26 protein-coding genes are annotated in these 21,497 nt (G+C 61.6%); 24 read left to right on the top strand and 2 right to left on the bottom strand.

Annotation, left to right across the window (positions count from 1 at the left end; translation table 11 throughout):
• Positions 1-103: 103 nt before the first annotated feature.
• Positions 104-682: a nucleoside triphosphate pyrophosphatase gene (locus tag CQ041_RS24700; RefSeq protein ID WP_105525046.1), complete on the bottom strand. Its 579-nt coding sequence runs from the start codon at positions 680-682 to the stop codon at positions 104-106.
• A gap of 105 nt (positions 683-787) precedes the next feature.
• Between CQ041_RS24700 and CQ041_RS24695 the strand changes: the two genes are divergently transcribed.
• The 20 genes from CQ041_RS24695 to CQ041_RS24600 all read left to right on the top strand — a co-directional run bounded on the left by CQ041_RS24695 (position 788) and on the right by CQ041_RS24600 (position 18,253).
• The gene (locus CQ041_RS24695; RefSeq protein WP_010566563.1) at positions 788-1,318 is read left to right on the top strand and encodes a YceD family protein; all 531 of its coding nucleotides are present in this window, start codon (positions 788-790) and stop codon (positions 1,316-1,318) included.
• Between the two features lie 13 nt (positions 1,319-1,331).
• Positions 1,332-1,514: a 50S ribosomal protein L32 gene (rpmF, locus tag CQ041_RS24690; protein ID WP_003179396.1), complete on the top strand. Its 183-nt coding sequence runs from the start codon at positions 1,332-1,334 to the stop codon at positions 1,512-1,514.
• 4 nt (positions 1,515-1,518) lie between these two features.
• Positions 1,519-2,529 (top strand): phosphate acyltransferase PlsX, encoded by a 1,011-nt coding sequence (plsX, locus tag CQ041_RS24685; RefSeq protein ID WP_105525045.1) that lies wholly within the window; start codon positions 1,519-1,521, stop codon positions 2,527-2,529.
• Between the two features lie 126 nt (positions 2,530-2,655).
• A complete protein-coding gene (gene fabD, locus CQ041_RS24680) occupies positions 2,656-3,594 on the top strand; it encodes an ACP S-malonyltransferase (RefSeq protein WP_105525044.1) in 939 nt (312 codons plus the stop codon).
• Between the two features lie 19 nt (positions 3,595-3,613).
• Complete coding sequence (gene fabG, locus CQ041_RS24675) at positions 3,614-4,357, top strand: 3-oxoacyl-ACP reductase FabG (protein WP_105525043.1); 744 nt, start codon at positions 3,614-3,616, stop codon at positions 4,355-4,357.
• A gap of 191 nt (positions 4,358-4,548) precedes the next feature.
• Positions 4,549-4,785, top strand: coding sequence for an acyl carrier protein (gene acpP, locus CQ041_RS24670; protein WP_007987170.1), 237 nt, complete (start codon positions 4,549-4,551; stop codon positions 4,783-4,785).
• Between the two features lie 127 nt (positions 4,786-4,912).
• Entirely contained in the window at positions 4,913-6,157 is a 1,245-nt protein-coding gene (fabF, locus tag CQ041_RS24665) for a beta-ketoacyl-ACP synthase II (RefSeq protein ID WP_105525042.1), read from the top strand.
• Positions 6,157-6,972 carry an aminodeoxychorismate lyase gene (gene pabC / locus CQ041_RS24660; protein ID WP_105525041.1) on the top strand — a complete coding sequence of 272 codons (816 nt, stop codon included), beginning with the start codon at positions 6,157-6,159 and terminating at the stop codon, positions 6,970-6,972. Before fabF ends, pabC begins: the two co-directional genes overlap by 1 nt.
• 1 nt (position 6,973) lies before the next feature.
• Complete coding sequence (mltG, locus tag CQ041_RS24655) at positions 6,974-8,071, top strand: endolytic transglycosylase MltG (RefSeq protein WP_105525040.1); 1,098 nt, start codon at positions 6,974-6,976, stop codon at positions 8,069-8,071.
• Between the two features lie 19 nt (positions 8,072-8,090).
• On the top strand, positions 8,091-8,723 hold the full coding sequence (gene tmk, locus CQ041_RS24650; RefSeq protein WP_105525039.1) for a dTMP kinase: 633 nt from the start codon (positions 8,091-8,093) through the stop codon (positions 8,721-8,723).
• Complete coding sequence (locus tag CQ041_RS24645; RefSeq protein ID WP_105525038.1) at positions 8,716-9,705, top strand: DNA polymerase III subunit delta'; 990 nt, start codon at positions 8,716-8,718, stop codon at positions 9,703-9,705. Before tmk ends, CQ041_RS24645 begins: the two co-directional genes overlap by 8 nt.
• 63 nt (positions 9,706-9,768) lie before the next feature.
• The gene (locus tag CQ041_RS24640) at positions 9,769-10,554 is read left to right on the top strand and encodes a TatD family hydrolase (protein WP_105525037.1); all 786 of its coding nucleotides are present in this window, start codon (positions 9,769-9,771) and stop codon (positions 10,552-10,554) included.
• A gap of 429 nt (positions 10,555-10,983) precedes the next feature.
• On the top strand, positions 10,984-11,637 hold the full coding sequence (locus tag CQ041_RS24635; protein WP_105525036.1) for a TetR/AcrR family transcriptional regulator: 654 nt from the start codon (positions 10,984-10,986) through the stop codon (positions 11,635-11,637).
• Positions 11,638-11,752: 115 nt separating this feature from the next.
• Entirely contained in the window at positions 11,753-12,721 is a 969-nt protein-coding gene (locus CQ041_RS24630; RefSeq protein ID WP_105525035.1) for a GTP 3',8-cyclase MoaA, read from the top strand.
• A gap of 109 nt (positions 12,722-12,830) precedes the next feature.
• A complete protein-coding gene (locus CQ041_RS24625; RefSeq protein WP_105525034.1) occupies positions 12,831-13,436 on the top strand; it encodes a DUF4823 domain-containing protein in 606 nt (201 codons plus the stop codon).
• A gap of 16 nt (positions 13,437-13,452) precedes the next feature.
• Positions 13,453-14,013 carry a DUF1285 domain-containing protein gene (locus CQ041_RS24620; protein WP_105525033.1) on the top strand — a complete coding sequence of 187 codons (561 nt, stop codon included), beginning with the start codon at positions 13,453-13,455 and terminating at the stop codon, positions 14,011-14,013.
• Positions 14,014-14,082: 69 nt separating this feature from the next.
• On the top strand, positions 14,083-14,796 hold the full coding sequence (locus tag CQ041_RS24615; RefSeq protein WP_105525062.1) for a GntR family transcriptional regulator: 714 nt from the start codon (positions 14,083-14,085) through the stop codon (positions 14,794-14,796).
• On the top strand, positions 14,793-15,794 hold the full coding sequence (locus CQ041_RS24610) for an ADP-ribosylglycohydrolase family protein (RefSeq protein WP_105525032.1): 1,002 nt from the start codon (positions 14,793-14,795) through the stop codon (positions 15,792-15,794). Before CQ041_RS24615 ends, CQ041_RS24610 begins: the two co-directional genes overlap by 4 nt.
• A 94-nt stretch (positions 15,795-15,888) precedes the next feature.
• Positions 15,889-17,355, top strand: coding sequence for a cytosine permease (locus CQ041_RS24605; RefSeq protein ID WP_105525031.1), 1,467 nt, complete (start codon positions 15,889-15,891; stop codon positions 17,353-17,355).
• Positions 17,348-18,253 carry a PfkB family carbohydrate kinase gene (locus tag CQ041_RS24600; RefSeq protein ID WP_105525030.1) on the top strand — a complete coding sequence of 302 codons (906 nt, stop codon included), beginning with the start codon at positions 17,348-17,350 and terminating at the stop codon, positions 18,251-18,253. Before CQ041_RS24605 ends, CQ041_RS24600 begins: the two co-directional genes overlap by 8 nt.
• A gap of 65 nt (positions 18,254-18,318) precedes the next feature.
• Here CQ041_RS24600 and CQ041_RS24595 read toward each other — a convergent pair whose 3' ends face one another.
• A complete protein-coding gene (locus CQ041_RS24595; protein WP_105525029.1) occupies positions 18,319-18,651 on the bottom strand; it encodes a hypothetical protein in 333 nt (110 codons plus the stop codon).
• Positions 18,652-18,835: 184 nt separating this feature from the next.
• Here CQ041_RS24595 and CQ041_RS24590 point away from each other — a divergent pair, with 184 nt between their 5' ends.
• From CQ041_RS24590 to CQ041_RS24575, 4 genes are all read left to right on the top strand, one after another.
• Entirely contained in the window at positions 18,836-19,315 is a 480-nt protein-coding gene (locus tag CQ041_RS24590; RefSeq protein ID WP_105525028.1) for a GNAT family N-acetyltransferase, read from the top strand.
• 176 nt (positions 19,316-19,491) lie between these two features.
• On the top strand, positions 19,492-20,313 hold the full coding sequence (locus CQ041_RS24585) for an SDR family oxidoreductase (RefSeq protein ID WP_105525027.1): 822 nt from the start codon (positions 19,492-19,494) through the stop codon (positions 20,311-20,313).
• Between the two features lie 35 nt (positions 20,314-20,348).
• Positions 20,349-21,329: a substrate-binding domain-containing protein gene (locus CQ041_RS24580; protein ID WP_105525026.1), complete on the top strand. Its 981-nt coding sequence runs from the start codon at positions 20,349-20,351 to the stop codon at positions 21,327-21,329.
• Positions 21,326-21,497: ATP-binding cassette domain-containing protein (locus CQ041_RS24575; RefSeq protein WP_146116095.1), on the top strand; the 172-nt coding region annotated here is incomplete at its 3' end. The genes CQ041_RS24580 and CQ041_RS24575, both read left to right, overlap by 4 nt.

The raw sequence follows: 21,497 nt of genomic DNA, 5'->3' as shown, positions 1-21,497 counted from the left end.
GGGGCTTGCCCCCCCCCGATGGCTGTGGTTCAGTCAGCTTGTTTGTAGCTGGCCCACCGTAATTGGGAGCAAGCCCCCTCCCACATTTCGTTTTGCGGTGTTGCTAGGGGATTTGCACACCTTCGGCCAGCAACATATCTACCAGGCGAATGAGCGGCAAACCCACCAGGCTGGTCGCATCCGGCCCTTCGCTACTCTGAAACAAGCTCACGCCCAGCCCTTCAGCCTTGAAGCTACCTGCGCAGTCATAGGGCTGCTCAATCCGCAGGTAGCGTTCAATGCGTTCAGCGTCCAGCTCGCGCATCTGCACGGTAAACGGTACGCAGTCGACCTGGCAGTGGCCTGTCTCGGTATTGAGCAAGGCCAGGCCGGTCAAAAAGCTGACCCGCTTACCGCTGGCAGCCAATAACTGTTCGCGGGCATTTTCAAAGGTGTGGGGCTTGCCGATAATGCGCCCTTCGAGCGCCGCTACCTGGTCGGAGCCGATGATCAAATGCCTTGGGTGATTGGCGGCGAGGGCGCGGGCTTTCTGTTCGGCCAGGCGCTTGACCAATTCCACGGCGGACTCATTTGCACGATGGCTTTCGTCGATATCCGGCGAGCTGCAGGTGAATGGCAGGTGCAGGCGGCTCAGCAATTCCCGGCGATAAACCGAGCTGGATGCGAGTAATAAAGGCAGCATGGGCGTCTCCTCAGGGCGGCCGGGAATTCTAGCTGCGTGACCGGCTGACGCACAGGGCTGAATTTCCTTTGACATGGCCGGGTGCATCCCTATAATGCTGCGCCTATGTTGAATGACCCGATTCCACCTCACGTTGACCCGCGCAAATTGGCTGATCGTGGCACTTCCCTTCAAGGTGAGTTGCTGCTGGCCGATTTGGAGAGACTCTGCGACCCGCTTTCCGACACCGTCGGTACGGTCCAGGCTAAATTCGTTTTTGAACGAGATGAACGTAAATCTGTGGTAATCCACAGCTTTATCGACACCGAAGTCAAAATGGTTTGCCAGCGTTGTCTTGAGCTGGTCACCCTGCCGATCCACAGCGAGTGCAGTTATGCTGTGGTGAAGGAGGGTGCGAATACCCAGTCGTTGCCGAAAGGTTATGACGTGCTGGAACTGGGCGAAGATCCTTTGGATCTGCATGCACTGATCGAGGAGGAGCTTTTGCTCGCCTTGCCCATTGTGCCTGCTCATCATCCGGAAGAATGCCAGCAGCCGGCGGGCCTCGATGACGAGCCCGAACCGAGCGAGGACGAGGTAACGCGGTCCAACCCGTTCAGTGTATTGGCGCAGTTAAAGCGTGACCCAAACGTTTAGGAGTTAATCAATTATGGCTGTTCAGCAGAACAAAAAATCCCGCTCCGCCCGTGACATGCGCCGTTCGCACGACGCTCTCGAGGCAAGCACCCTGTCCGTAGAAAAGACCACCGGTGAAGTTCACCTGCGTCACCACGTATCGCCAGAAGGCGTATACCGTGGCCGTAAAGTGATCGACAAGGGCGCTGACGAGTAATCACTTGTCTGCTCTAGTCATCGCGATAGACGCAATGGGCGGGGACTTCGGTCCCCGCAGCATTGTTCAGGCCTGCATTGCCAGCCTGTCTGCAACACCCTCGCTGCACCTGACCCTTGTCGGTCAACCCTCCTTACTTGAAGAACTGATTGCCAGCCATCCGGCGGTGGATCGCGCGCGCCTGACGATTACGCCAGCCAGCGAAACCATCAGCATGGATGACAAGCCGGCGGCGGCCCTGCGTGGCAAGCCCGACTCTTCGATGCGGGTGGCCCTGGAGTTGCTGCGCGATGGCAAGGTGCAAGCCTGTGTCAGTGCGGGTAATACCGGGGCGCTGATGGCGTTGTCGCGGCATGTGCTCAAGACGCTGCCCGGCATTGATCGTCCGGCCATGGTGGCCGCGATTCCGACGCAACAGGGCTATTGCCAGTTGCTGGACCTGGGCGCGAACGTCGATTGCAGTGCCGATCACCTGTTCCAGTTCGCGGTGATGGGGTCGGTGGCTGCCGAAGCGCTGGGCGTGACCCGCCCGCGGGTGGCGTTGCTGAATATCGGCACCGAGGACATCAAGGGTAACCAGCAGGTCAAATTGGCTGCGACCTTGTTGCAAGGCGCGCGAGGCTTGAACTACATCGGGTTCGTCGAGGGTGATGGCCTGTACCGCGGCGAAGCGGATGTGGTTGTGTGCGACGGGTTTGTCGGCAATATCCTGCTCAAATCCAGCGAGGGCCTGGCGACGATGATTGCCAGCCGGATTGAAACCTTGTTCAGGCAGAATCTGTTGTCACGCGCGGTCGGTGCTTTGGCGCTGCCGCTGATGCGCCGACTGCAGGCGGACCTGGCACCGGCGCGGCACAATGGCGCAAGTTTTCTCGGCCTCCAGGGCATTGTGGTGAAAAGCCACGGCTCGGCGGGCGTCGAAGGCTTCCAGAGCGCGATTGCGCGGGCCCTGATCGAGATTCAGGAAAACCTGCCGCAACGCTTGCGCGGGCGTCTTGAGGACCTGTTGCCTTAGGCGAATCGGCTCGGGAGTGCTTAAATGTGACCGGCCAGTTCAATTGACCATCCAATCTGTCAGTTTCGCGCGCTCCCGCTGTAGGCGTGCGCTTTTTTGACGACCAGATCATTAGGGGCTTGTTACATGTCTACATCCCTCGCATTCGTCTTTCCAGGGCAGGGTTCGCAGTCCCTCGGCATGTTGGCCGAGCTGGGCGCGCAATACCCGTTGATCCTGGACACCTTCAAGGAAGCTTCCGACGCTCTGGGTTACGACCTGTGGGCACTGACCCAGCAAGGGCCGGAAGAGCAACTCAACCAAACCGATAAAACCCAGCCGGCCATCCTGACCGCTTCGATCGCCCTGTGGCGTTTGTGGCTGGCAGAAGGCGGCGCACGCCCGGCCTTCGTCGCCGGTCACAGCCTGGGCGAATACAGCGCCTTGGTGGCGGCGGGCAGCCTGACCCTGGCGGAAGCGGTCAAGCTGGTCGAGCGTCGTGGTCAACTGATGCAGGAAGCCGTTCCGGCCGGGCAGGGCGGCATGGCCGCCATTCTCGGCCTGGACGATGCTGTCGTGATCGAAGCCTGTGCCGAAGCGGCTCAGGGCGACGTGGTCAGTGCCGTGAACTTCAACTCCCCTGGCCAGGTGGTGATCGCCGGTGCCAAGGCGGCCGTCGAGCGTGCCATCGAAGGCTGCAAGGCCCGTGGCGCCAAGCGTGCCCTGCCGTTGCCCGTGAGCGTGCCGTCGCACTGCGAACTGATGCGCCCGGCCGCCGAGCGTTTTGCCGAGTCCATCGCTGCCATCAACTGGCAGGCGCCGCAGATCCCGCTGGTGCAGAACGTCAGCGCGGCCGTGGCCGCCGACCTCGATACCCTCAAGCGCGACCTGCTGGAACAGCTCTACAAGCCCGTACGTTGGGTGGAATCGGTCCAGACCTTGGCCGCCAATGGCGCCACCGAACTGGTCGAGTGCGGCCCGGGCAAAGTCCTGGCCGGCCTGAACAAGCGCTGCGCCGACGGTGTGTCGACCGCTAACCTCAATACCCCGGATGCCTTCGCTGCCGCTCGCGCAGCCCTGGCCTGAAGAATTAGGAGAAGCCTGCATGAGTCTGCAAGGTAAAGTTGCACTGGTTACCGGCGCAAGCCGTGGCATTGGCCAGGCCATCGCCCTCGAGTTGGGCCGTCAAGGCGCCATCGTGATCGGCACCGCCACGTCCGCTTCGGGCGCCGAGCGTATCGCCGCGACCCTGAAGGAAAACGGCGTACAAGGCACCGGCCTTGAGCTGAACGTGACCAGCGACGAGTCCGTGGCTGCCGTACTGGCGCAGATCAGCGCAGAGTTTGGCGCACCGTCGATCCTGGTGAACAACGCCGGCATCACCCGCGACAACCTGATGATGCGCATGAAAGACGACGAGTGGTACGACGTGGTCGATACCAACCTGAACAGTCTGTTTCGCCTGTCCAAGGGCGTTTTGCGCGGCATGACCAAGGCGCGTTGGGGCCGAATTATCAATATTGGCTCCGTAGTGGGTGCCATGGGCAACGCAGGCCAAGTAAACTATGCGTCCGCCAAGGCCGGTCTGGAAGGTTTCAGCCGTGCATTGGCACGTGAAGTCGGCTCGCGGTCGATTACGGTCAACTCGGTGGCCCCAGGGTTCATCGACACCGATATGACCCGCGAACTGCCGGAAGCACAGCGTGAAGCCTTGCTGACGCAGATTCCGCTGGGCCGTCTGGGCCAGGCTCAAGAGATCGCGAATGTGGTGTCTTTCCTGGCATCCGAGGGTGCGGCATACGTGACTGGGGCTACAATCCCGGTGAACGGCGGGATGTACATGAGTTAATTTGTGACGGATCGCTTCAAAAAAATGTCATACGAGCTGTCTAAAATCCGTTATAAAGCTGCAACTTAATTTAGAGGCGGGTGGCCGAACGGGTACGTGGTGAAGCTTTCAGTTGAAAAGCTGAAAAGGCTTTCTATACACTTACCCACTGGCCAGCTGCCTGAATTTGTCCATTAGGAGTTAAACAAGGTATGAGCACCATCGAAGAGCGCGTCAAGAAAATCGTCGCCGAGCAACTGGGCGTTAAAGAAGAAGAAGTGGTCAACACCGCTTCCTTCGTAGAAGACCTGGGTGCCGATTCCCTTGACACCGTTGAGCTGGTGATGGCTCTGGAAGAGGAATTCGAGACCGAAATCCCGGACGAAGAAGCTGAAAAAATCACTACTGTTCAAGCTGCTATCGACTACGTTACTGCCCACCAGGCGTAATAGTTTGTAGTCGTCGCTTGCTGTCAGGGAAAAACCGCACTGCTGTAAAGGCGTGCGGTTTTTTCTTTAGCGGTGATCAAAAGTAAGCTCTGAAGCAAAGTGTCGTCATTAGAAAAAGGAGAGTGCTGTGTCGCGTAGACGCGTCGTAGTCACCGGTATGGGTATGTTGTCGCCACTGGGTACGGATGTGCCGAGCAGTTGGCAGGGCATTCTGGCTGGCCGCAGTGGTATCGGTCTGATCGAACACACGGACCTTTCTGCCTATTCCACCCGTTTTGGCGGCTCGGTAAAGGGTTTCAACGTCGAGGAATACCTCTCGATCAAGGAATCCCGCAAACTCGACCTGTTCATTCAATACGGCCTGGCAGCCGGTTTTCAGGCAGTGCGTAATGCCGGCCTGGAAGTCACCGACGCCAACCGTGATCGCATCGGCGTGGCCATGGGTTCGGGTATTGGCGGTCTGACCAATATCGAAGAAACCAGCCGCACGTTGCACGAGACTGGTCCGCGTCGAATTTCACCGTTCTTCGTGCCGGGCTCGATCATCAACATGATTTCCGGATTCCTGTCCATCCACCTCGGTGCACAGGGGCCCAACTACGCCATCGCCACGGCGTGTACCACCGGTACGCACTGCATTGGCATGGCGGCGCGCAATATCGCCTATGACGAAGCCGACGTGATGATTGCCGGCGGCGCCGAAATGGCCGCCTGCGGCCTGGGAATGGGCGGCTTCGGCGCGTCCCGTGCGCTGTCGACCCGCAACGACGAGCCGACCCGTGCCAGCCGTCCGTGGGACAAGGGCCGTGACGGTTTCGTGCTGTCCGACGGTGCCGGCGCCCTGGTGCTGGAAGAGTTGGAACACGCCAAGGCACGCGGCGCGACCATCTATGCCGAGCTGATCGGCTTTGGCATGAGCGGTGACGCCTACCATATGACCTCGCCACCGTCCGACGGTGCTGGCGCGGCGCGTTGCATTTCCAATGCCCTGCGTGACGCCAAGGTCAACGCCGAGCAGGTGCAGTACATCAACGCCCACGGTACCTCCACGCCGACGGGCGACCTGGCGGAAGCCCAGGCCATCAAGTCGGTATTCGGCGAACACGCCTACAACCTGGCGGTGAGCTCCACCAAGTCGATGACCGGCCACCTGTTGGGTGCGGCGGGCGCGGTCGAGGCAATCTTCAGCGTGATGGCCATCAAGGATCAAGTTGCGCCGCCGACCATCAACCTGGATGAGCCGGACGAAGGCTGCGACCTGAACTTCGTGCCGCACGAAGCGCAGCCGATGCCGATCGACGTGGCGATCTCCAACTCGTTCGGCTTTGGCGGTACCAACGGTTCCCTGGTGTTCCGCCGGTTCGCCGAGTGATGGACTGCTGGGTCGACGGTCAGCCAGCGGACAGCGTGCCTCTGAAAGATCGTGGCCTGGCCTATGGTGATGGCTTGTTCGAGACCATCGCCGTCAAGGCCGGGCAGCCCGTGCTGCTCGAGCGGCACCTGCAACGCCTCCAGGAGGGTTGCAGGCGCCTGGCGTTCGCTGCGGACCTCACGTTGATCCGTAGCGAAATGCTCGCCTATGCCGCCATCCTGGGTGACGGCGTGCTCAAGTTGATCCTCACCCGCGGCGACAGCCTGCGCGGTTACGGCATCAACCCCGGTGCGCCGGTGCGCCGAATCCTGCAGGGCAGTGCGCCCGCAGCCTATCCCCAGGCCCACGCAAACGAGGGCATCCGCCTGTTTGCGTGTGCTACCCGCTTGGCCGAGCAACCGTTGCTCGCCGGTCTCAAGCACCTCAACCGCCTTGAACAAGTGATCGCCCGGGCCGAATGGCAGGATGCCGAACATGCCGAAGGCCTGATGCTGGATGCGTCCGGACGCATCATCGAAGGTGTTTTCAGCAACCTGTTCCTAGTACGCAACGGTTTGTTACTAACCGCCGATCTGAGCCGATGCGGGGTTGCCGGCGTGATGCGCGCCGAGATCCTGGCCCAGGCGCATGCCCTGGGGATCCCGGTGGCCGTGGCCGATATCAGGTTTGAGCAGTTGCAGCAGGCGGATGAAGTCTTCGTCTGCAACAGCGTGTATGGCATTTGGCCGGTGCGCGGCTGTGCTGCGATGAGCTGGCCGGTTGGGCCGCTCACCCGTAAACTGCAGGGCATTGTTCGCGCGCTATTGGATATTTGAGTTGATACGAAAACTGGTTGTACTGCTGCTGGCCGGCTTGTTCTCGGCAGCATTGCTGTTGGGCTATGGCGCCTGGAAATTCGACTCTGCCCTCAAGCAGCCCTTGAACCTGACGGCCGAGCAGATGCTCGACGTCCCTGCGGGCGCGACGCCTACCGGCACCTTCAATCGCCTGGAGGCCGACGGCGTCATCGAGGGTGCCTTCTGGCTGCGCCTGTACTGGCGCTTCAACCTCGACGGCCAACCGCTGCACAGCGGCGAATACCGCATGACCCCGGGCATGACAGCGCAAGGCTTGATCGGGCTGTGGCAGCGCGGTGAAGTGGTGCAATACAGCCTGACCCTGGTGGAAGGCTGGAATTTCCGCCAGGTGCGTTCAGCCCTGGCCAAGCACGAAAAGATCGAGCAGACCCTCGCGGGCCTGACGGACAGCGAAGTGATGGACAAGCTCGGTCACCCCCGCGTGTTCCCCGAAGGGCGCTTTTTCCCGGACACCTATCGCTTTGTGCGCGGCATGACCGATGTCGAGTTCCTGAAGAAAGCCTATAACCGCCTCGACGACGTACTCGCTCAGGAATGGAGCCAACGCGCGCCCGACGCGCCGTACACCGAACCCTACCAAGCGCTGATCATGGCCTCCCTGGTGGAGAAAGAGACCGGCGTGCCCGAGGAGCGCGGCCAGATCGCTGGCGTGTTCGTGCGCCGACTGAAGATTGGCATGCTGCTGCAGACCGACCCCACCGTGATCTACGGCCTGGGCGAGCGCTACAACGGCAAGTTGACCCGTGCCCACCTCAAGGAAGCCAACCCCTACAACACCTACATGGTCGCCGGCCTGCCGCCGACGCCCATTGCCATGGTCGGCCGCGAGGCGATCCATGCCGCGTTGAACCCGGTGCCGGGCAGCAGCTTGTATTTTGTCGCCCGCGGCGATGGCAGCCATATTTTCTCCGATGACCTGGATGCGCATAATGCCGCCGTGCGCGAGTTCCAGCTCAAGCGCCGTGCCGATTACCGTTCGAGCCCGGCGCCGACAGTAAAGCCTGCGCAAGACCCGGCAGCGCCGACTGATGCGCCTGCCGAGCCAGGCCCGCAATGACTCTGACTAAGGACTGCCTGTGACTGGCTTGTTTATCACCCTGGAAGGCCCTGAAGGCGCCGGCAAAAGCACCAACCGCGATTACCTGGCCGAGCGCTTGCGCGCCGCCGGCATCGAAGTGGTGCTGACCCGCGAGCCCGGCGGCACGCCACTGGCCGAGCGTATCCGCGAAGTACTCCTGGCCCCGGTTGAGGAGCAAATGAACCCGGACACCGAGCTGCTGCTGGTGTTTGCCGCCCGCGCCCAGCACCTGGCCGAAGTCATCCGCCCGGCGCTGGCACGCGGCGCCGTGGTGATCTGCGACCGGTTCACCGATTCGACCTACGCCTATCAAGGCGGCGGCCGGGGCTTGTCCCTGGAACGCATCGCCACGCTGGAAACCTTCGTGCAGGGCGATTTGCGCCCCGACCTGACCCTGGTGTTCGACCTGCCGGTGGAAGTCGGCCTGGCCCGCGCCAGCGCCCGTGGTCGCCTGGACCGTTTCGAGCTGGAAGGCCAGGCGTTCTTCGAGGCCGTGCGTGGCGCATTTCTCAAGCGCGCCAAGGCCGAGCCCACGCGTTATCACTTGCTGGACGCGGCACAGCCGCTGGCCCAGGTGCAGCTCGCCATCGACGCCCTGTTGCCGACCCTGCTGGAGCGCGCCCGTGGCTGAAGCCTACCCGTGGCAGGACAGCCTCTGGCAACAATTGGCCGGCCGTGCCCAGCACGCCCACGCCTATCTGTTGCACGGGCCCATCGGCATCGGCAAGCGTGCGCTCGCCGAGCGCCTGATGGCCAGCCTGCTGTGCCAGCGGCCGGTCAACCTGGAAGCCTGCGGCGAATGCAAATCCTGCCTGCTGCTCAAGGCCGGCAGCCACCCGGACAACTACCTGCTGGAACCCGAGGAAGCCGACAAGGCGATCAAGGTCGACCAGGTGCGCGACCTCGTCAGTTTCGTGGTGCAAACCGCGCAGATGGGCGGGCGCAAGGTGGTGCTGATCGAACCCGTGGAGGCGATGAACATCAACGCCGCCAACGCCTTGCTCAAAAGCCTCGAAGAACCGTCCGGCGATACCGTGCTGTTGCTGGTGAGCCACCAGTCCAGCCGCTTGCTGCCGACCATCCGCAGCCGTTGCGTACAGCAGGCGTGCCCGTTGCCAAGCGAGGCCATGAGCCTTGAATGGCTCGCGCAGGCGTTGCCTGAGTGCTCGGCGGACGAGCGTGTCGAACTGCTGACCCTGGCCGCCGGTTCGCCGCTGGCCGCCATCAAGTTGCAGGCCCAAGGCGTGCGTGAACAGCGCGCGCTGGTAGTCGATGGGGTGAAAAAACTCATCAAGCAGGAAGTGTCGGCCACGCAACTGGCTGAAACCGCCTGGAAAGATATCCCGCTGCTGCTGCTGTTCGACTGGTTCTGCGACTGGTCCAGCCTGATCCTGCGCTACCAGCTCACCCAGGATGAGAACGGTCTGGGCCTGGCGGATATGCGCAAGGTCGTGCAGTACCTGGCGCAAAAAAGTGCTCAGGACAAGGTGCTGAATATCCAGGACTGGATCCTCGCCCAGCGTCAGAAGGTACTCGGCAAGGCCAACCTCAACCGCGTGCTGCTGCTGGAAGCGCTGCTGGTGCAGTGGGTCGGCTTGCTCGGCCGCCGTTAAATTCCGTGGCCAACGGGTGTATCGTTGGCCAGACATTTCTCGTGATTTAAGTCGTATTTTCCTATGCTCGTAGATTCCCATTGCCACCTTGATCGTCTCGACCTGGCCCAGCACGGCGGTTCCCTCGATGCCGCGCTTGAAGCGGCGCGCCAGCGCGGGGTAGGGCATTTCCTGTGCATCGGCGTCAGTGCCGACAACGCCGCCGACGTCAAGGCCCTGGCCGAGCGTTATGCCGATGTGGACTGCTCGGTGGGCATCCACCCGCTGGACCTCAAGCCCGGCGAAGCCCCGGCCCTGGACTGGTTGCTGGGCGAGCTGAATCACCCGCGTGTGGTCGCCATCGGCGAAACCGGCCTGGATTATCACTACGAGCCCGAAGCCGCCGAACTGCAGCAGGCCTCGTTCCGCCTGCACCTGCAAGCCGCCCAGCAGACCGGCAAGCCGGTGATCGTCCACACCCGTGGCGCCCGCGCCGACACCCTGGCCCTGCTGCGCGAAGCCGCCTTGCCCCAGGCCGGCGTGTTGCATTGCTTCACTGAAGACTGGGACATGGCCAAGGCGGCCCTGGACCTGGGGTTCTACATATCCCTGTCGGGCATCGTCACCTTCCGCAATGCCGACGCACTGCGCGACGTCGCGCGCCAGGTGCCGGCCGATCGCCTGCTGGTGGAAACCGATTCGCCGTACCTGGCGCCCATCCCCCATCGCGGCAAGCCGAACCTGCCCGAGTATGTGCGGGATGTGGCGGACTACCTGGCGATGCTGCGCGGAGAGTCCTGCGAACGCTTTGCCGAACAGACCACCGAGAACTTCAAGCGTCTGTTCCCCTTGGCCCACGTCAAATCGTAGGCAAAAAAAACCCGGGTTCTGGGGGGTGAATCCGGGTTAAGACCATTAGGAGTAAAACAAGGGCACACAGTCCTTCGGTACCCAGGTCGGCGCGTCACTTGGGGGAGATGTCACGCCGACAGTTCAAGTATTGATCAGTATCTGATTCAGTCCAGTCGCGGTTGGTCGTTTTTTAAACAGATTTGGAATACGCGCGCTTCGCTTGAGTTCTCATCAAGCAGGTGTACGGTGATGGTTATTGCGTATTATTTCTGACTGAAATCAGGCAAAACGTTGGTGCGCTGAAAGTTAAGTGCAGGGCGGGTTCACATAGACGTTGCTCAACGACCATTCAGTCGGGATAATCCCTCGCATCGGGTAAATCGTATCGCCACGTATCCGTGGCCCTGCGCAACCCTCCCTCTACCGACCTCTGCAGACCTCTTCCTCATGCACAAAGAACCCCGTAAGGTCCGTGAGTTTCGCCGCCGTGAGCAGGAAATTCTCGACACCGCACTCAAGCTGTTTCTCGAACAGGGTGAAGACAGCGTCACCGTCGAGATGATCGCGGATGCCGTGGGTATCGGCAAAGGCACCATCTACAAGCACTTCAAGTCCAAGGCCGAGATCTATCTGCGCCTGATGCTCGACTACGAGCGCGATTTGAACGAGCTGCTGCATTCCGCCGATGTGGACAAGGACAAGGAAGCTCTGTCCCGCGCCTATTTCGAATTCCGCATGCGTGACCCGCAGCGCTATCGTCTGTTCGACCGCCTGGAGGAAAAGGTGGTCAAGGGCCATCAGGTGCCGGAGATGGTCGAGGAGCTGCACAAGATCCGCGCCTCCAACTTCGAGCGCCTGACCCTGTTGATCAAGGGCCGCATCAGCGAAGGCAAGCTCGAAGACGTACCGCCGTATTTCCACTATTGCGCGGCCTGGGCCTTGGTACACGGCGCCGTTGCGCTGTATCACTCGCCGTTCTGGAGCAACGTGCTGGAAGATCAGGAGGGCTTTTTCCAGTTCCTGATGGACATCGGCGTGCGCATGGGCAACAAGCGCAAGCACAGCATCGAGCCACCGCCGGCGCAAACCCCCGCCACCTAATGATTTGCTGCCACGCGCAGTAACCCAGGAATATACTCAGGCAAGGACGCTTGCTAAAAGTTGATTTTTCAGTCAGCTTTTAGCGCGCCCGAGTTATCCTCTGCCGGAGTGATCCATGATCGTTGATCGTCAAGGCAGGCGTTTTCGCAATTTGCGGATCAGCCTGACCTCAGCCTGCAATTATGCGTGTACCTACTGCGTGCCCAACGGCAAGCGGCTGGTGGCTGCCCAGGACGAACTCTCCGCCGAGGCCATGGCCCGTGGCGTCGAGTACCTGATCGAAGCGGCGGGCATCGACCGTCTGCGTATCACCGGCGGCGAGCCGTTGGTCAGCCCCAAGCTGGAAGCTTTCATGGGCGCGGTGGGGCAGATGGGCCTCAGTGATATCAGCCTGACCACCAACGGCCAACTGTTGGCGCGCAAACTGCCGCTGCTTGTAGAGGCTGGCATCAAGCGCATCAACGTTTCCCTCGACACCCTCGACGCCGATGCCTTTCGCAGCATCGCCCGTGGCGGCGACCTGGCCACCGTGCTCGACGGCATGGACCAGGCCCGCGCCGCCGGGATCAAGATCAAAGTGAACATGGTGCCGTTGCGCGGCCAGAACCTGGACCAGGTGATGCCGCTGCTCGACTACTGCCTGGAGCGGGGCTACGAGCTGCGCTTCATCGAGCTGATGCGCATGGGCCACCTGGCCAAGGACTCGAATGCCTTCCTGCAACAATTCGTCAGCCTGCAACAACTGCTCAGCCTGATCGGCGAACGCCACGAGTACCTGCAGGCCAATGCGCCGGTTGACGCCACGGCCGTCCGCTATGAAATCCCGGGCAAGGGTCATTTCGGTGTGATCGCCAACGAAAGCGTGCCGTTCTGCCGCACCTGTTCGCGGCTGCGGCTGTCGTCCACTGGCTGGCTGCATGGCTGTCTGTCGTCGAGCAACCGCCACTATGTCGGCGACTTGCTGGACAAGCCACGCCATCAGGCACTGCCGGCGTTGCAGGGGTTGTTGATGAAAGCGCTGGGGGACAAGCAGGAAGTCGCGTTCTCTGGCGGTGCCACCGTCATGAAGATTATCGGCGGCTGACCCGGCAAGTCCTCTCCCACATTTGACATGTACCGCTGCCAAGATGGCGCAAAACCTGCATCTCACGCCCATTCGCCGGTTTTCCGTCACCGGCCTCTGGAGGATTTGGATGCGTAGTCTGCTGTTGTTGCTGGCGTCGTTGACGCTCAGTGGTTGCATGACCGTCAGCGATATGGCCGAAGGCACCCGCTATCAGATGAGCGATGCCGGGTTGCTGGACCATAGCGATACGCGTCGAACCGCGTCGATTCGTGTGCAGCCGGACTCCTTTATCTTTATCGCCCAAGGCGCATTCGTTCCGCCGGGCAGCGCCTATCCGCGCCCGAATGTGGTGGCCGAAGAGGCCTTCAACGGTTTTGTCGAATACTTCCCCATGGTCCGCCGCGCGCGCCAGCCCGAAGGCCTCGAGCAGGCAATGGCGGAAGCCCGTGCGGCGGGCGCCCACTACCTGCTGTACTGCCGGTTCGCCAAAGCGGATGACCGCATCGGCAATGCCGACGAATGGACTGACCAGCAAGCCCTTGACCGCGTCGGCCTGGACAGTGGCGTGATTCAGATCATGTTGATCGAGACCAGCACCCAGTATTTGATTGATACTGCACGTATCCGCAGTCGTGGTGGTTTACTGACGTTCCACGACAACAAGCCCGAAGACCTGATTGCCCGCCCCCTGGCGCAATACGCTCGCGGCCTGCTGGGCATGAGCAATCAATAAGTAACAGGAGATCCCCATGACCGATTCCGCCAAGGCCAACGATCTGTTGGCCCAATTGCCCAAAGGCAAGGGACCGGCGCCGGTGCACCTGTGGAACCCGGATTTCTGCGGCAACATCGACATGCGTATTGCCCGCGATGGCACCTGGTTCTACCAGGGCACGCCGATCGGGCGCAAACCGATGGTCAAGTTGTTCTCCAATATCCTGCGCCGCGATGGCGATGCCTACTTTTTGATAACCCCGGTGGAAAAAGTCGGCATCGTCGTGGAAGACGCGCCCTTTGTCGCCGTTACCCTGGAAGTCGAAGGGCAGGGCGAAAGCCAGTTGCTGCGATTCACCACTAACGTCGACGAACCCGTCGAAGCCGGCCTTGAGCATCCGCTGCGGGTCGTGATCGACCCCGTCACCCAGGAACCGTCGCCCTATCTGCGCGTGCGCACCAACCTTGAAGCCTTGGTGCATCGCAATGTGTTCTACCAACTGGTGGAACTGGCAGTGAGCCGTCCGATCAACGGTCAGAACTGGCTTGGCGTCTGGAGCGGCGGGGTATTTTTCCCTATCGGCCTGGAGCCCTGAGGCCGGTTTTACTCGTTCCTTGAAATAATTCCCTTGCCGGCAGCCGACGCTTTGGCGTTCAATTTGTACATGATTAGACATGTCCGATTTGATAAGAAAAAACGCGTCGTCGACGAACTCATCCGCCGCATCGAGGGCGGCGTGATGGCCGATGGTTTCCTGCTGCCAGGTGAGCATCAGTTGGCCGAGGAGTTCGCGGTCAGTCGCGGCACCCTGCGTGAAGCCCTGGCTGAGCTCAAGCGTCGCAACTACATCGCGACCCAGAGTGGCGTGGGCTCCATTGTCACCTTTGACGGCATGGCGCTCGACCAGCACAGCGGCTGGGCCCAAGCCCTGGCCGATACCGGCGCGCGGGTCATCACCGAGATTGTGCGTCTGGAAGCGGTGACCCGCCCGGGCCTGTTCAGCCGTTTCGGCACTGACCAATTCGTCACGCTCGACCGCCTCCGCAGCACCCTCGACGGTGTCGCCGTGTCCCTAGAGCGCTCGCTGATGCCCGCCTCCGGTGGCCTCGAGAGCCTGCCGACAGTCGGGCTGATCGACGACTCCCTGACCATCACCCTGGCGGCCTACGGTTACGTCGGCGCGGAAGGTGACCAGTGGATCGGCGCCGAGGCCCTCAGTGACGAAGATGCCGAACTGCTGGGCCGTCCTGCTGGCACGGTGTTCCTCAAGGCCTCGCGCACTACCTACGACCGTCGCGAACGCTTCATGGAGCACGTCGAAAGCCTGCTCGACCCTCTGCACTTTCGCCTGCACCTGCAATTTGGAAGCTCGAAATGACCCCGCTCAATCGCGCCCTCGGCGCCTTCTACGGTCTGGCTTTGGGCGATGCCCTGGGCATGCCCACCCAATCCCTGAGCCGCGAGCAGGTTCGTGCGCGCTTTGGCGCCATCACGGGCCTGGAGGATGCGGCGGCCGATCAGCCCATCGCCCCCAACATGCCGGCAGGCTCCATCACCGATGACACTGAACAGGCCATCCTCGTGGGTGAGTTGTTGGTGGAGGGCCAGGGCACCATCGCGCCCACTGTGCTTGCCCAACGCCTGATCGACTGGGAAGCGGCGATGCGTGCAAAAGGCTCCCAGGATCTGCTTGGCCCATCGACCAAGCGGGCCATCGATATGATCCTCGCCGGCCACACGCCGGAAGAGTCCGGCCGCTATGGCACCACCAATGGTGCAGCGATGCGCATCACCCCGGTGGGGATCGCCGCGGATGTCAGCCACCCGGCGCAGTTTATCCAGGCCGTGATCCAGGCCTGCCAGGTCACCCACAACACCAGCCTGGGCATCTCCAGCGCGGCGGCGGTGGCGGCGGTGGTGTCGGCCGGCATCCAGGGTGTGGACCTTGGCGAAGCCCTGAACATCGGCGTGCAGATCGCCCAGCAAGCGGAAAAGCACGGTCACTGGATTGCGGGCGGGCGCATTTCCACGCGTATCAGCTGGGCGCGTACCTTGAGTGTGGGCAGTACCGACCAGGCCCTGTTCGCCGACCTGCTCTACGAATTGATTGGCACCTCAGTCGCGTCCCAGGAATCGGTGGTGGTGTCGTTCGCCCTGGCCCAGCAAGTGGCGGTGGGTGACATGAATGCGTTCGAAGCGTTGTGCCTGGCCGCCAGCCTGGGTGGCGACACCGATACCATCGCCGCAATCCTGGGCGCCATGCTGGGTGCCTGCCTGGGCATGCAGTGCTGGCCGGAGGCGATGGTAGAGCAGGTCAAGCGGGTCAATGGCCTGGACCTGCAGCCGTTGGCGCAAGGGTTGCTCGAATTGCGTTGACGACTACCGCTCCACAGGTTGATCGCATCGGGTCAGGAAGACCCGATAAACACCTGCCACAACCACAATAAGACAGGCATCAGGAGCATTCCTCATGAGCAACACCTCTTCCGGCCAGAGCGCCGGGCAATTGGAAACACGCGGCATCGAACCGGTCCCGGAAGGTGAGTGCAACGGCCACCCGCTGCAGCTGTTCTGGGTATGGTTCGCCGCCAATATCAGCATCCTCGGCCTGCCGCTGGGGGCGACGCTGGTAGCCTTCCGTGGCCTGGCCATCTGGCAGGCGATCATCGTTGCGATCCTCGGCGCCGCCGGTTCTTTCGCCGTGGTGGGGATCATCTCCATTGCCGGCCGACGCGGCCGTGCGCCAAGCCTGACCCTGTCCCGCGCCATCTTTGGCGTGCGTGGCAACATAGGCCCCACACTGGTTTCGCTGATGTCGCGCCTGGGTTGGGAAACCGTCAACACCACCACCGCAGCGTTCGTGCTGTTGTCGCTGAGCTCGATCCTGTTCGGCTCCGCCGTCGAGGCGAAAAGCGCACCGCTGCTTACCCTGATCTTCATCGGTATTTTCGTGCTGCTGACCCTCGCCGTGTCCGGCCTTGGCCACGCCACGCTGCTGGTGATCCAGAAGTGGGCCACCTACGTGTTCGGCGGCTTGAACATTCTGGTGGGCGGCTTCCTCTGCGCCACCATCGACTGGAGCGCGGTCTTCAATGCCACCCCGGCACCGCTGAGTGCGATGATCATCGGCGTCGGGACCATGGCTGCCGGTACGGGCATCGGTTGGGCCAATGCCGGTGCCGACATGTCGCGCTACCAGCATCGCAGCGTCAAGGCCGTGCGTCTGGTGGCGTCTGCGGCATTTGGCGCCGGCATTCCGCTGGTGCTGCTGATCACCCTCGGCGGCCTGTTGTCGGTGGGCAACAATGACCTGGCCGCGGCCACCGACCCGATCATCGCGATTCGCGACATGCTGCCGACCTGGATGGCCGTGCCCTACCTGATCACCGCGTTCGGCGGGCTGCTGCTGTCGAACAACCTGTCGGTGTATTCGGCCGGCCTCACCACCTTGACCCTCGGTTTGAAGGTCAAGCGCGTGCACGCGGTGATTGTCGACATCGTGGCGATCTTCGCCGGTTCGATCTACTTCATGCTGATCGCCGACAGTTTCTACGGCCCGTTCATTACCTTCATCTCGCTGCTGGCAGTGCCGATCACTGCATGGGTCGGGATCTTCGTGGTCGACCTGATTCACCGCCACTACTACAGCCCCACTGACTTGCTGGACGTCAGCCCCAGCAGCGCCTATTGGTATCGCGGTGGCGTGGAATGGCGTGCGTTCGGTGCCTGGGCGGTGGCGATTGCATTGGGTTTCAGCTTCACCACCATCGGCACCACCGCCGAGAACGTCTGGTTCGCCGGGCCGTTGTCCGACTCCTGGCTGGGCCACAACGGCTTGGGCTGGATCGTCACCTTTCTGGTAGCCGGTGGGATTTATGCGCTGCTCGGCGGAGCAACGGATCGTCGTCCGGCCTTGGTAGGGCGCCCCAATGTCTAGATTGCTGCACACCGGCCAGGTCATCATTGACCTGGTCATGGCCCTGGATACCTTACCCGCCAGCGGCGGTGACGTGCTGGCGCAATCCGCCCAGTTCGAAGCCGGAGGTGGGTTCAACGTGATGGCGGCTGCGCGACGCAATGGCCTGCCGGTGGTTTACCTCGGGCGTCACGGCAACGGGCGTTTTGGCGACCTGGCGCGTGCGGCCATGCAGGCCGAAGGCGTGGAGATGGCTCAGCAGCCCAGCACCGATAAAGACACTGGCCTGTGCGTGTCACTGACCGAGGCCACCACCGAGCGCACGTTCATTTCCCACCTTGGCGCCGAGGGCGACTTGAGTGCCGAGGACCTGGCGCGTATCGAGCCACGGACGGGCGATTACGTGTATGTCAGCGGCTACAGCCTGCTACTGGAGGGCAAGGCCCAGGCGTTGCTCGACTGGGTACTGGCGTTGCCGCGTGAAATCACGGTGGTGTTCGATCCGGGACCGTTGGTGAAGGCGCCGGATTCAGCGCTCATGGTAGCGTTGCTGCCGCGCATTGACATCTGGACCAGCAACGGTCCGGAAGCGTTGGCGTTCACCGGTGCCGAGACCTTGGCGCAGGCATTGAATGACTTGCGACGGCATTTGCCCGAGGACGCCTTGCGCGTGGTACGTGATGGGCCCAACGGTTGCTGGGTCAATGCCGTACATGTACCGGGCTTCAACGTGAAAGCGGTGGACAGCAATGGGGCAGGGGATGCACATGCGGGGGTGTTCATTGCCGGCTTGGCGCAAGGCCTGACGGCCACTGACGCCGCACGCCGTGCCAATGCAGCCGCCGCGCTCGCGGTCACACGCTGGGGGCCGGCCACCTCGCCCGGCACCACCGAAGTGGATGCGCTCGTCACTGATTGAAACGGGACAAAACGGTGGGAGGGGGAGTACCCCTTCCCACACTGTCTAGCGGAGCAGATCCACTGCTAAGGCGCAGGCTGTTTCGGCGCACCTGGCAGGTTCGAATCATCCCCTTTGTTGATCTTCGGCTCATTGATAGACGGGCCCATCTTGCCATTGCCTACAGCCGAGGGTGCCTGACGCTCTGCGTCGTGGCCCTTGGTGTGTGGATCGGCGCCGTTGGAATTCTCGATCACCGCACCGTTGTTGATTTCCAGCCCGGTACCCATGGATTTCTGAGATTCCGTGGTGGCATCAGGGGTGGTGGTTCCAGTGGACGAGGTCGCCGCAAAACCGCTCAGCGAAACCGAAGACAACAGGCCAGCCAGAGCGAGGGCAGTAAACTTGGAATGCTTCATGAGGGTGTCTCCATAGGGTTATTGTCCTTACCCTCTATTGGTCCGTCGGCATTTGTCGTTGGTGCCTCGATGGCGACGAACGGTGTCGGCGTACCTGTAAGATTTTGTGTGCCGGCCTTGGGCGATTTCCTCCGGTCATGAATCCCCCTTAGTATGTGTGCTTTGAAATTGCCAAGGTTCGCCCATGACCATCGAGATTCGCCCCGCCGTGCCCAGCGATGCTGCGCAGATCCTGACGTTTATCACTGAGCTCGCCGAGTACGAAAAGGCCCGCCATGAAGTGATCGCCAGCGTGGTGGATATCGAGCGCAGCCTGTTCAGCGAGGGGGCCACTGCCCACGGGCTGATCTGCCTGCGCGACGGCTTGCCGATCGGGTTTGCAGTGTTCTTCTTCAGCTATTCCACGTGGCTGGGCAGCAACTGCCTGTACCTCGAAGACCTGTACATCAACCCGGCGCAGCGCGGTGGCGGGGCGGGCAAGAAGTTGCTGCGCCACCTGGCCAAGATCGCCTGCGACAACGGCTGTGGGCGCTTCGAATGGAGCGTGCTGGACTGGAACGAGCCGGCCATTGCCTTCTACAAATCCATCGGCGCCCAGCCCCAGGAAGAGTGGGTACGCTATCGCATGGAAGGCGATGCGCTGCGAGACTTCGCCTTGGGTTGAAAATACTTTAGGAAAATCCTGAAATTCAAATGCGGGAGGGGGCTTGCCCCCTCCCACATTTTTTTACAGTTGTGATCAATATATGGGACGCAAATTTATATATTGAGATATTTCAAAAGATCGGTTTATAGTCGGCGGCATCAGCACTCACTACCAAAAATAAAACAGGTGAAGCGATGCAGGCACAACCGTTGTCACTTCCTGCCGTGCCCGAGCCTACCTATGGCGAGCGGCTCAACGGCAAGGTGGTGATCGTCACTGGCGCCGCCCAAGGCATTGGCGAAGCGATCGTCGCGTGTTTCCAGGCCCAGCAGGCGCGGCTGGTCATCGCGGATATCCAGGCTGAAAAGATCGAGAAAATCGCTGCCCATTGGCGCGAACGTGGCGCTGACGTTCACGCGCAACCGATCGACATCACCGTCAATGAGCAGTGGCAGGCACTGGTCAACCAAACGATCCAGCGCTTCGGTCGCGTGGACGTGCTGGTCAACTGCGCCGGCGTCAATGTGTTCCGCGACCCGCTGCAGATGAGCGACGAAGACTGGCGCCGTTGCTTCGCCATCGACCTCGACGGTGCCTGGTTCGGTTGCCGTGCGGTGCTGCCGCACATGATCGAGCAGGGCATCGGCAACATCATCAACATTGCTTCCACCCATTCCAGCCACATCATCCCCGGCTGTTTTCCCTATCCCGTCGCCAAGCACGGCCTGCTCGGGCTGACCCGTGCGCTGGGCATCGAATACGCGTCCAAGGGCATCCGCGTGAATGCCATTGCGCCGGGCTATATCGAAACCCAGCTCAACGTCGACTACTGGAACGGCTTCCCCGACCCCCACGCCGAGCGCCAGCGCGCCTTCGACCTGCACCCGCCCAAACGCATCGGGCAGCCGGTCGAGGTGGCCATGAGTGCGCTGTTCCTCGCCACCGATGAAGCGCCCTTTATCAATGCCACCTGCCTGATGATCGATGGCGGGCGGTCTGTGATGTACCACGACTAAAACCTGCAGCTCTCAATAACAACAAGAGGTAGCTCATGTTCAAGAAGACTCTAGGCGCAGTGGCGCTCGCGATGGCATTCAGCGGTGTGGCGCTCGCCGAAGAAGTGAAGATCGGCTTTCTGGTCAAGCAGGCCGAAGAACCCTGGTTCCAGACCGAGTGGGCCTTCGCCGAAAAAGCCGGCAAGGAACACGGCTTTACGGTGATCAAGATCGCCGTGCCTGACGGCGAGAAAACCTTGTCGGCCATCGACAGCCTCGCTGCCAACGGTGCGAAGGGCTTCGTGATCTGCCCGCCGGACGTGTCCCTCGGCCCGGCCATCGTCGCCAAGGCCAAGGTCAATGGTTTGAAAGTCATGGCCGTGGATGATCGCTTCGTCGATGCCAAGGGCAACTTCATGGAAGACGTGCCGTACCTGGGCATGGCCGCCTTTGAGGTCGGCCAGAAACAAGGCGCCGCGATGGCCGCCGAAGCGAAAAAACGCGGCTGGGACTGGAAAGACACCTACGCCGTGATCAACACCTACAACGAACTCGACACCGGTAAAAAACGCACCGACGGTTCGATCAAGTCCCTGGAGGAGGCCGGCATTCCGAAGGAGCACATCCTCACGGCCGCGCTCAAGACGCTCGACGTACCCGGGAGCATGGACGCCACCAACTCGGCATTGGTGAAACTGCCCAGCGGCGCGAAGAACCTGATCATCGGCGGCATGAACGACAACACCGTGCTCGGCGGCGTGCGTGCCACCGAAAGCGCCGGCTTCAAGGCCGCCAACGTGATCGGCATCGGCATCAATGGCACCGACGCCATCGGCGAGTTGAAGAAAGCCGACAGTGGTTTCTTCGGCTCGATGTTGCCGAGCCCGCATATCGAGGGCTACAACACGGCGCTGGCAATGTACAAGTGGGTCACCACGGGTGAGGAACCGGCCAAATACACGGCCATGGACGAAGTGACGCTGATCACCCGCGCCAACTTCCAGGAAGAGCTGACCAAGATCGGTCTGTGGAAATGACCGGCGCGGCCCTGCGCTTCAACGGCATCGGCAAAGACTTTCCGGGGGTGAAAGCCCTGGCGCAGATCAGCTTTGAAGCGCGGCCGCACGCGGTGCACGCGCTGATGGGCGAGAACGGCGCGGGCAAGTCCACGCTGCTCAAGATTCTCGGCGGCGCCTACATCCCCA

The organism is Pseudomonas sp. MYb60, from assembly GCF_002979555.1.
Taxonomy (GTDB): Bacteria; Pseudomonadota; Gammaproteobacteria; order Pseudomonadales; family Pseudomonadaceae; genus Aquipseudomonas.
This window is presented reverse-complemented; position numbering and strand designations above follow the sequence as displayed.

Coding starts and splice junctions, on each gene's coding strand:
- CQ041_RS24595 (WP_105525029.1), bottom strand. CDS start 18,651: ATGAAGCATTCCAAGTTTACTGCCCTCGCTCTGGCTGGCCTGTTGTCT.
- CQ041_RS24585 (WP_105525027.1), top strand. CDS start 19,492: ATGCAGGCACAACCGTTGTCACTTCCTGCCGTGCCCGAGCCTACCTAT.
- fabD (WP_105525044.1), top strand. CDS start 2,656: ATGTCTACATCCCTCGCATTCGTCTTTCCAGGGCAGGGTTCGCAGTCC.
- CQ041_RS24605 (WP_105525031.1), top strand. CDS start 15,889: ATGAGCAACACCTCTTCCGGCCAGAGCGCCGGGCAATTGGAAACACGC.
- fabG (WP_105525043.1), top strand. CDS start 3,614: ATGAGTCTGCAAGGTAAAGTTGCACTGGTTACCGGCGCAAGCCGTGGC.
- CQ041_RS24600 (WP_105525030.1), top strand. CDS start 17,348: ATGTCTAGATTGCTGCACACCGGCCAGGTCATCATTGACCTGGTCATG.
- CQ041_RS24635 (WP_105525036.1), top strand. CDS start 10,984: ATGCACAAAGAACCCCGTAAGGTCCGTGAGTTTCGCCGCCGTGAGCAG.
- CQ041_RS24580 (WP_105525026.1), top strand. CDS start 20,349: ATGTTCAAGAAGACTCTAGGCGCAGTGGCGCTCGCGATGGCATTCAGC.
- rpmF (WP_003179396.1), top strand. CDS start 1,332: ATGGCTGTTCAGCAGAACAAAAAATCCCGCTCCGCCCGTGACATGCGC.
- CQ041_RS24640 (WP_105525037.1), top strand. CDS start 9,769: ATGCTCGTAGATTCCCATTGCCACCTTGATCGTCTCGACCTGGCCCAG.
- CQ041_RS24615 (WP_105525062.1), top strand. CDS start 14,083: ATGATTAGACATGTCCGATTTGATAAGAAAAAACGCGTCGTCGACGAA.
- pabC (WP_105525041.1), top strand. CDS start 6,157: ATGGACTGCTGGGTCGACGGTCAGCCAGCGGACAGCGTGCCTCTGAAA.
- CQ041_RS24625 (WP_105525034.1), top strand. CDS start 12,831: ATGCGTAGTCTGCTGTTGTTGCTGGCGTCGTTGACGCTCAGTGGTTGC.
- CQ041_RS24590 (WP_105525028.1), top strand. CDS start 18,836: ATGACCATCGAGATTCGCCCCGCCGTGCCCAGCGATGCTGCGCAGATC.
- CQ041_RS24700 (WP_105525046.1), bottom strand. CDS start 682: ATGCTGCCTTTATTACTCGCATCCAGCTCGGTTTATCGCCGGGAATTG.
- CQ041_RS24695 (WP_010566563.1), top strand. CDS start 788: ATGTTGAATGACCCGATTCCACCTCACGTTGACCCGCGCAAATTGGCT.
- CQ041_RS24610 (WP_105525032.1), top strand. CDS start 14,793: ATGACCCCGCTCAATCGCGCCCTCGGCGCCTTCTACGGTCTGGCTTTG.
- CQ041_RS24630 (WP_105525035.1), top strand. CDS start 11,753: ATGATCGTTGATCGTCAAGGCAGGCGTTTTCGCAATTTGCGGATCAGC.
- acpP (WP_007987170.1), top strand. CDS start 4,549: ATGAGCACCATCGAAGAGCGCGTCAAGAAAATCGTCGCCGAGCAACTG.
- CQ041_RS24620 (WP_105525033.1), top strand. CDS start 13,453: ATGACCGATTCCGCCAAGGCCAACGATCTGTTGGCCCAATTGCCCAAA.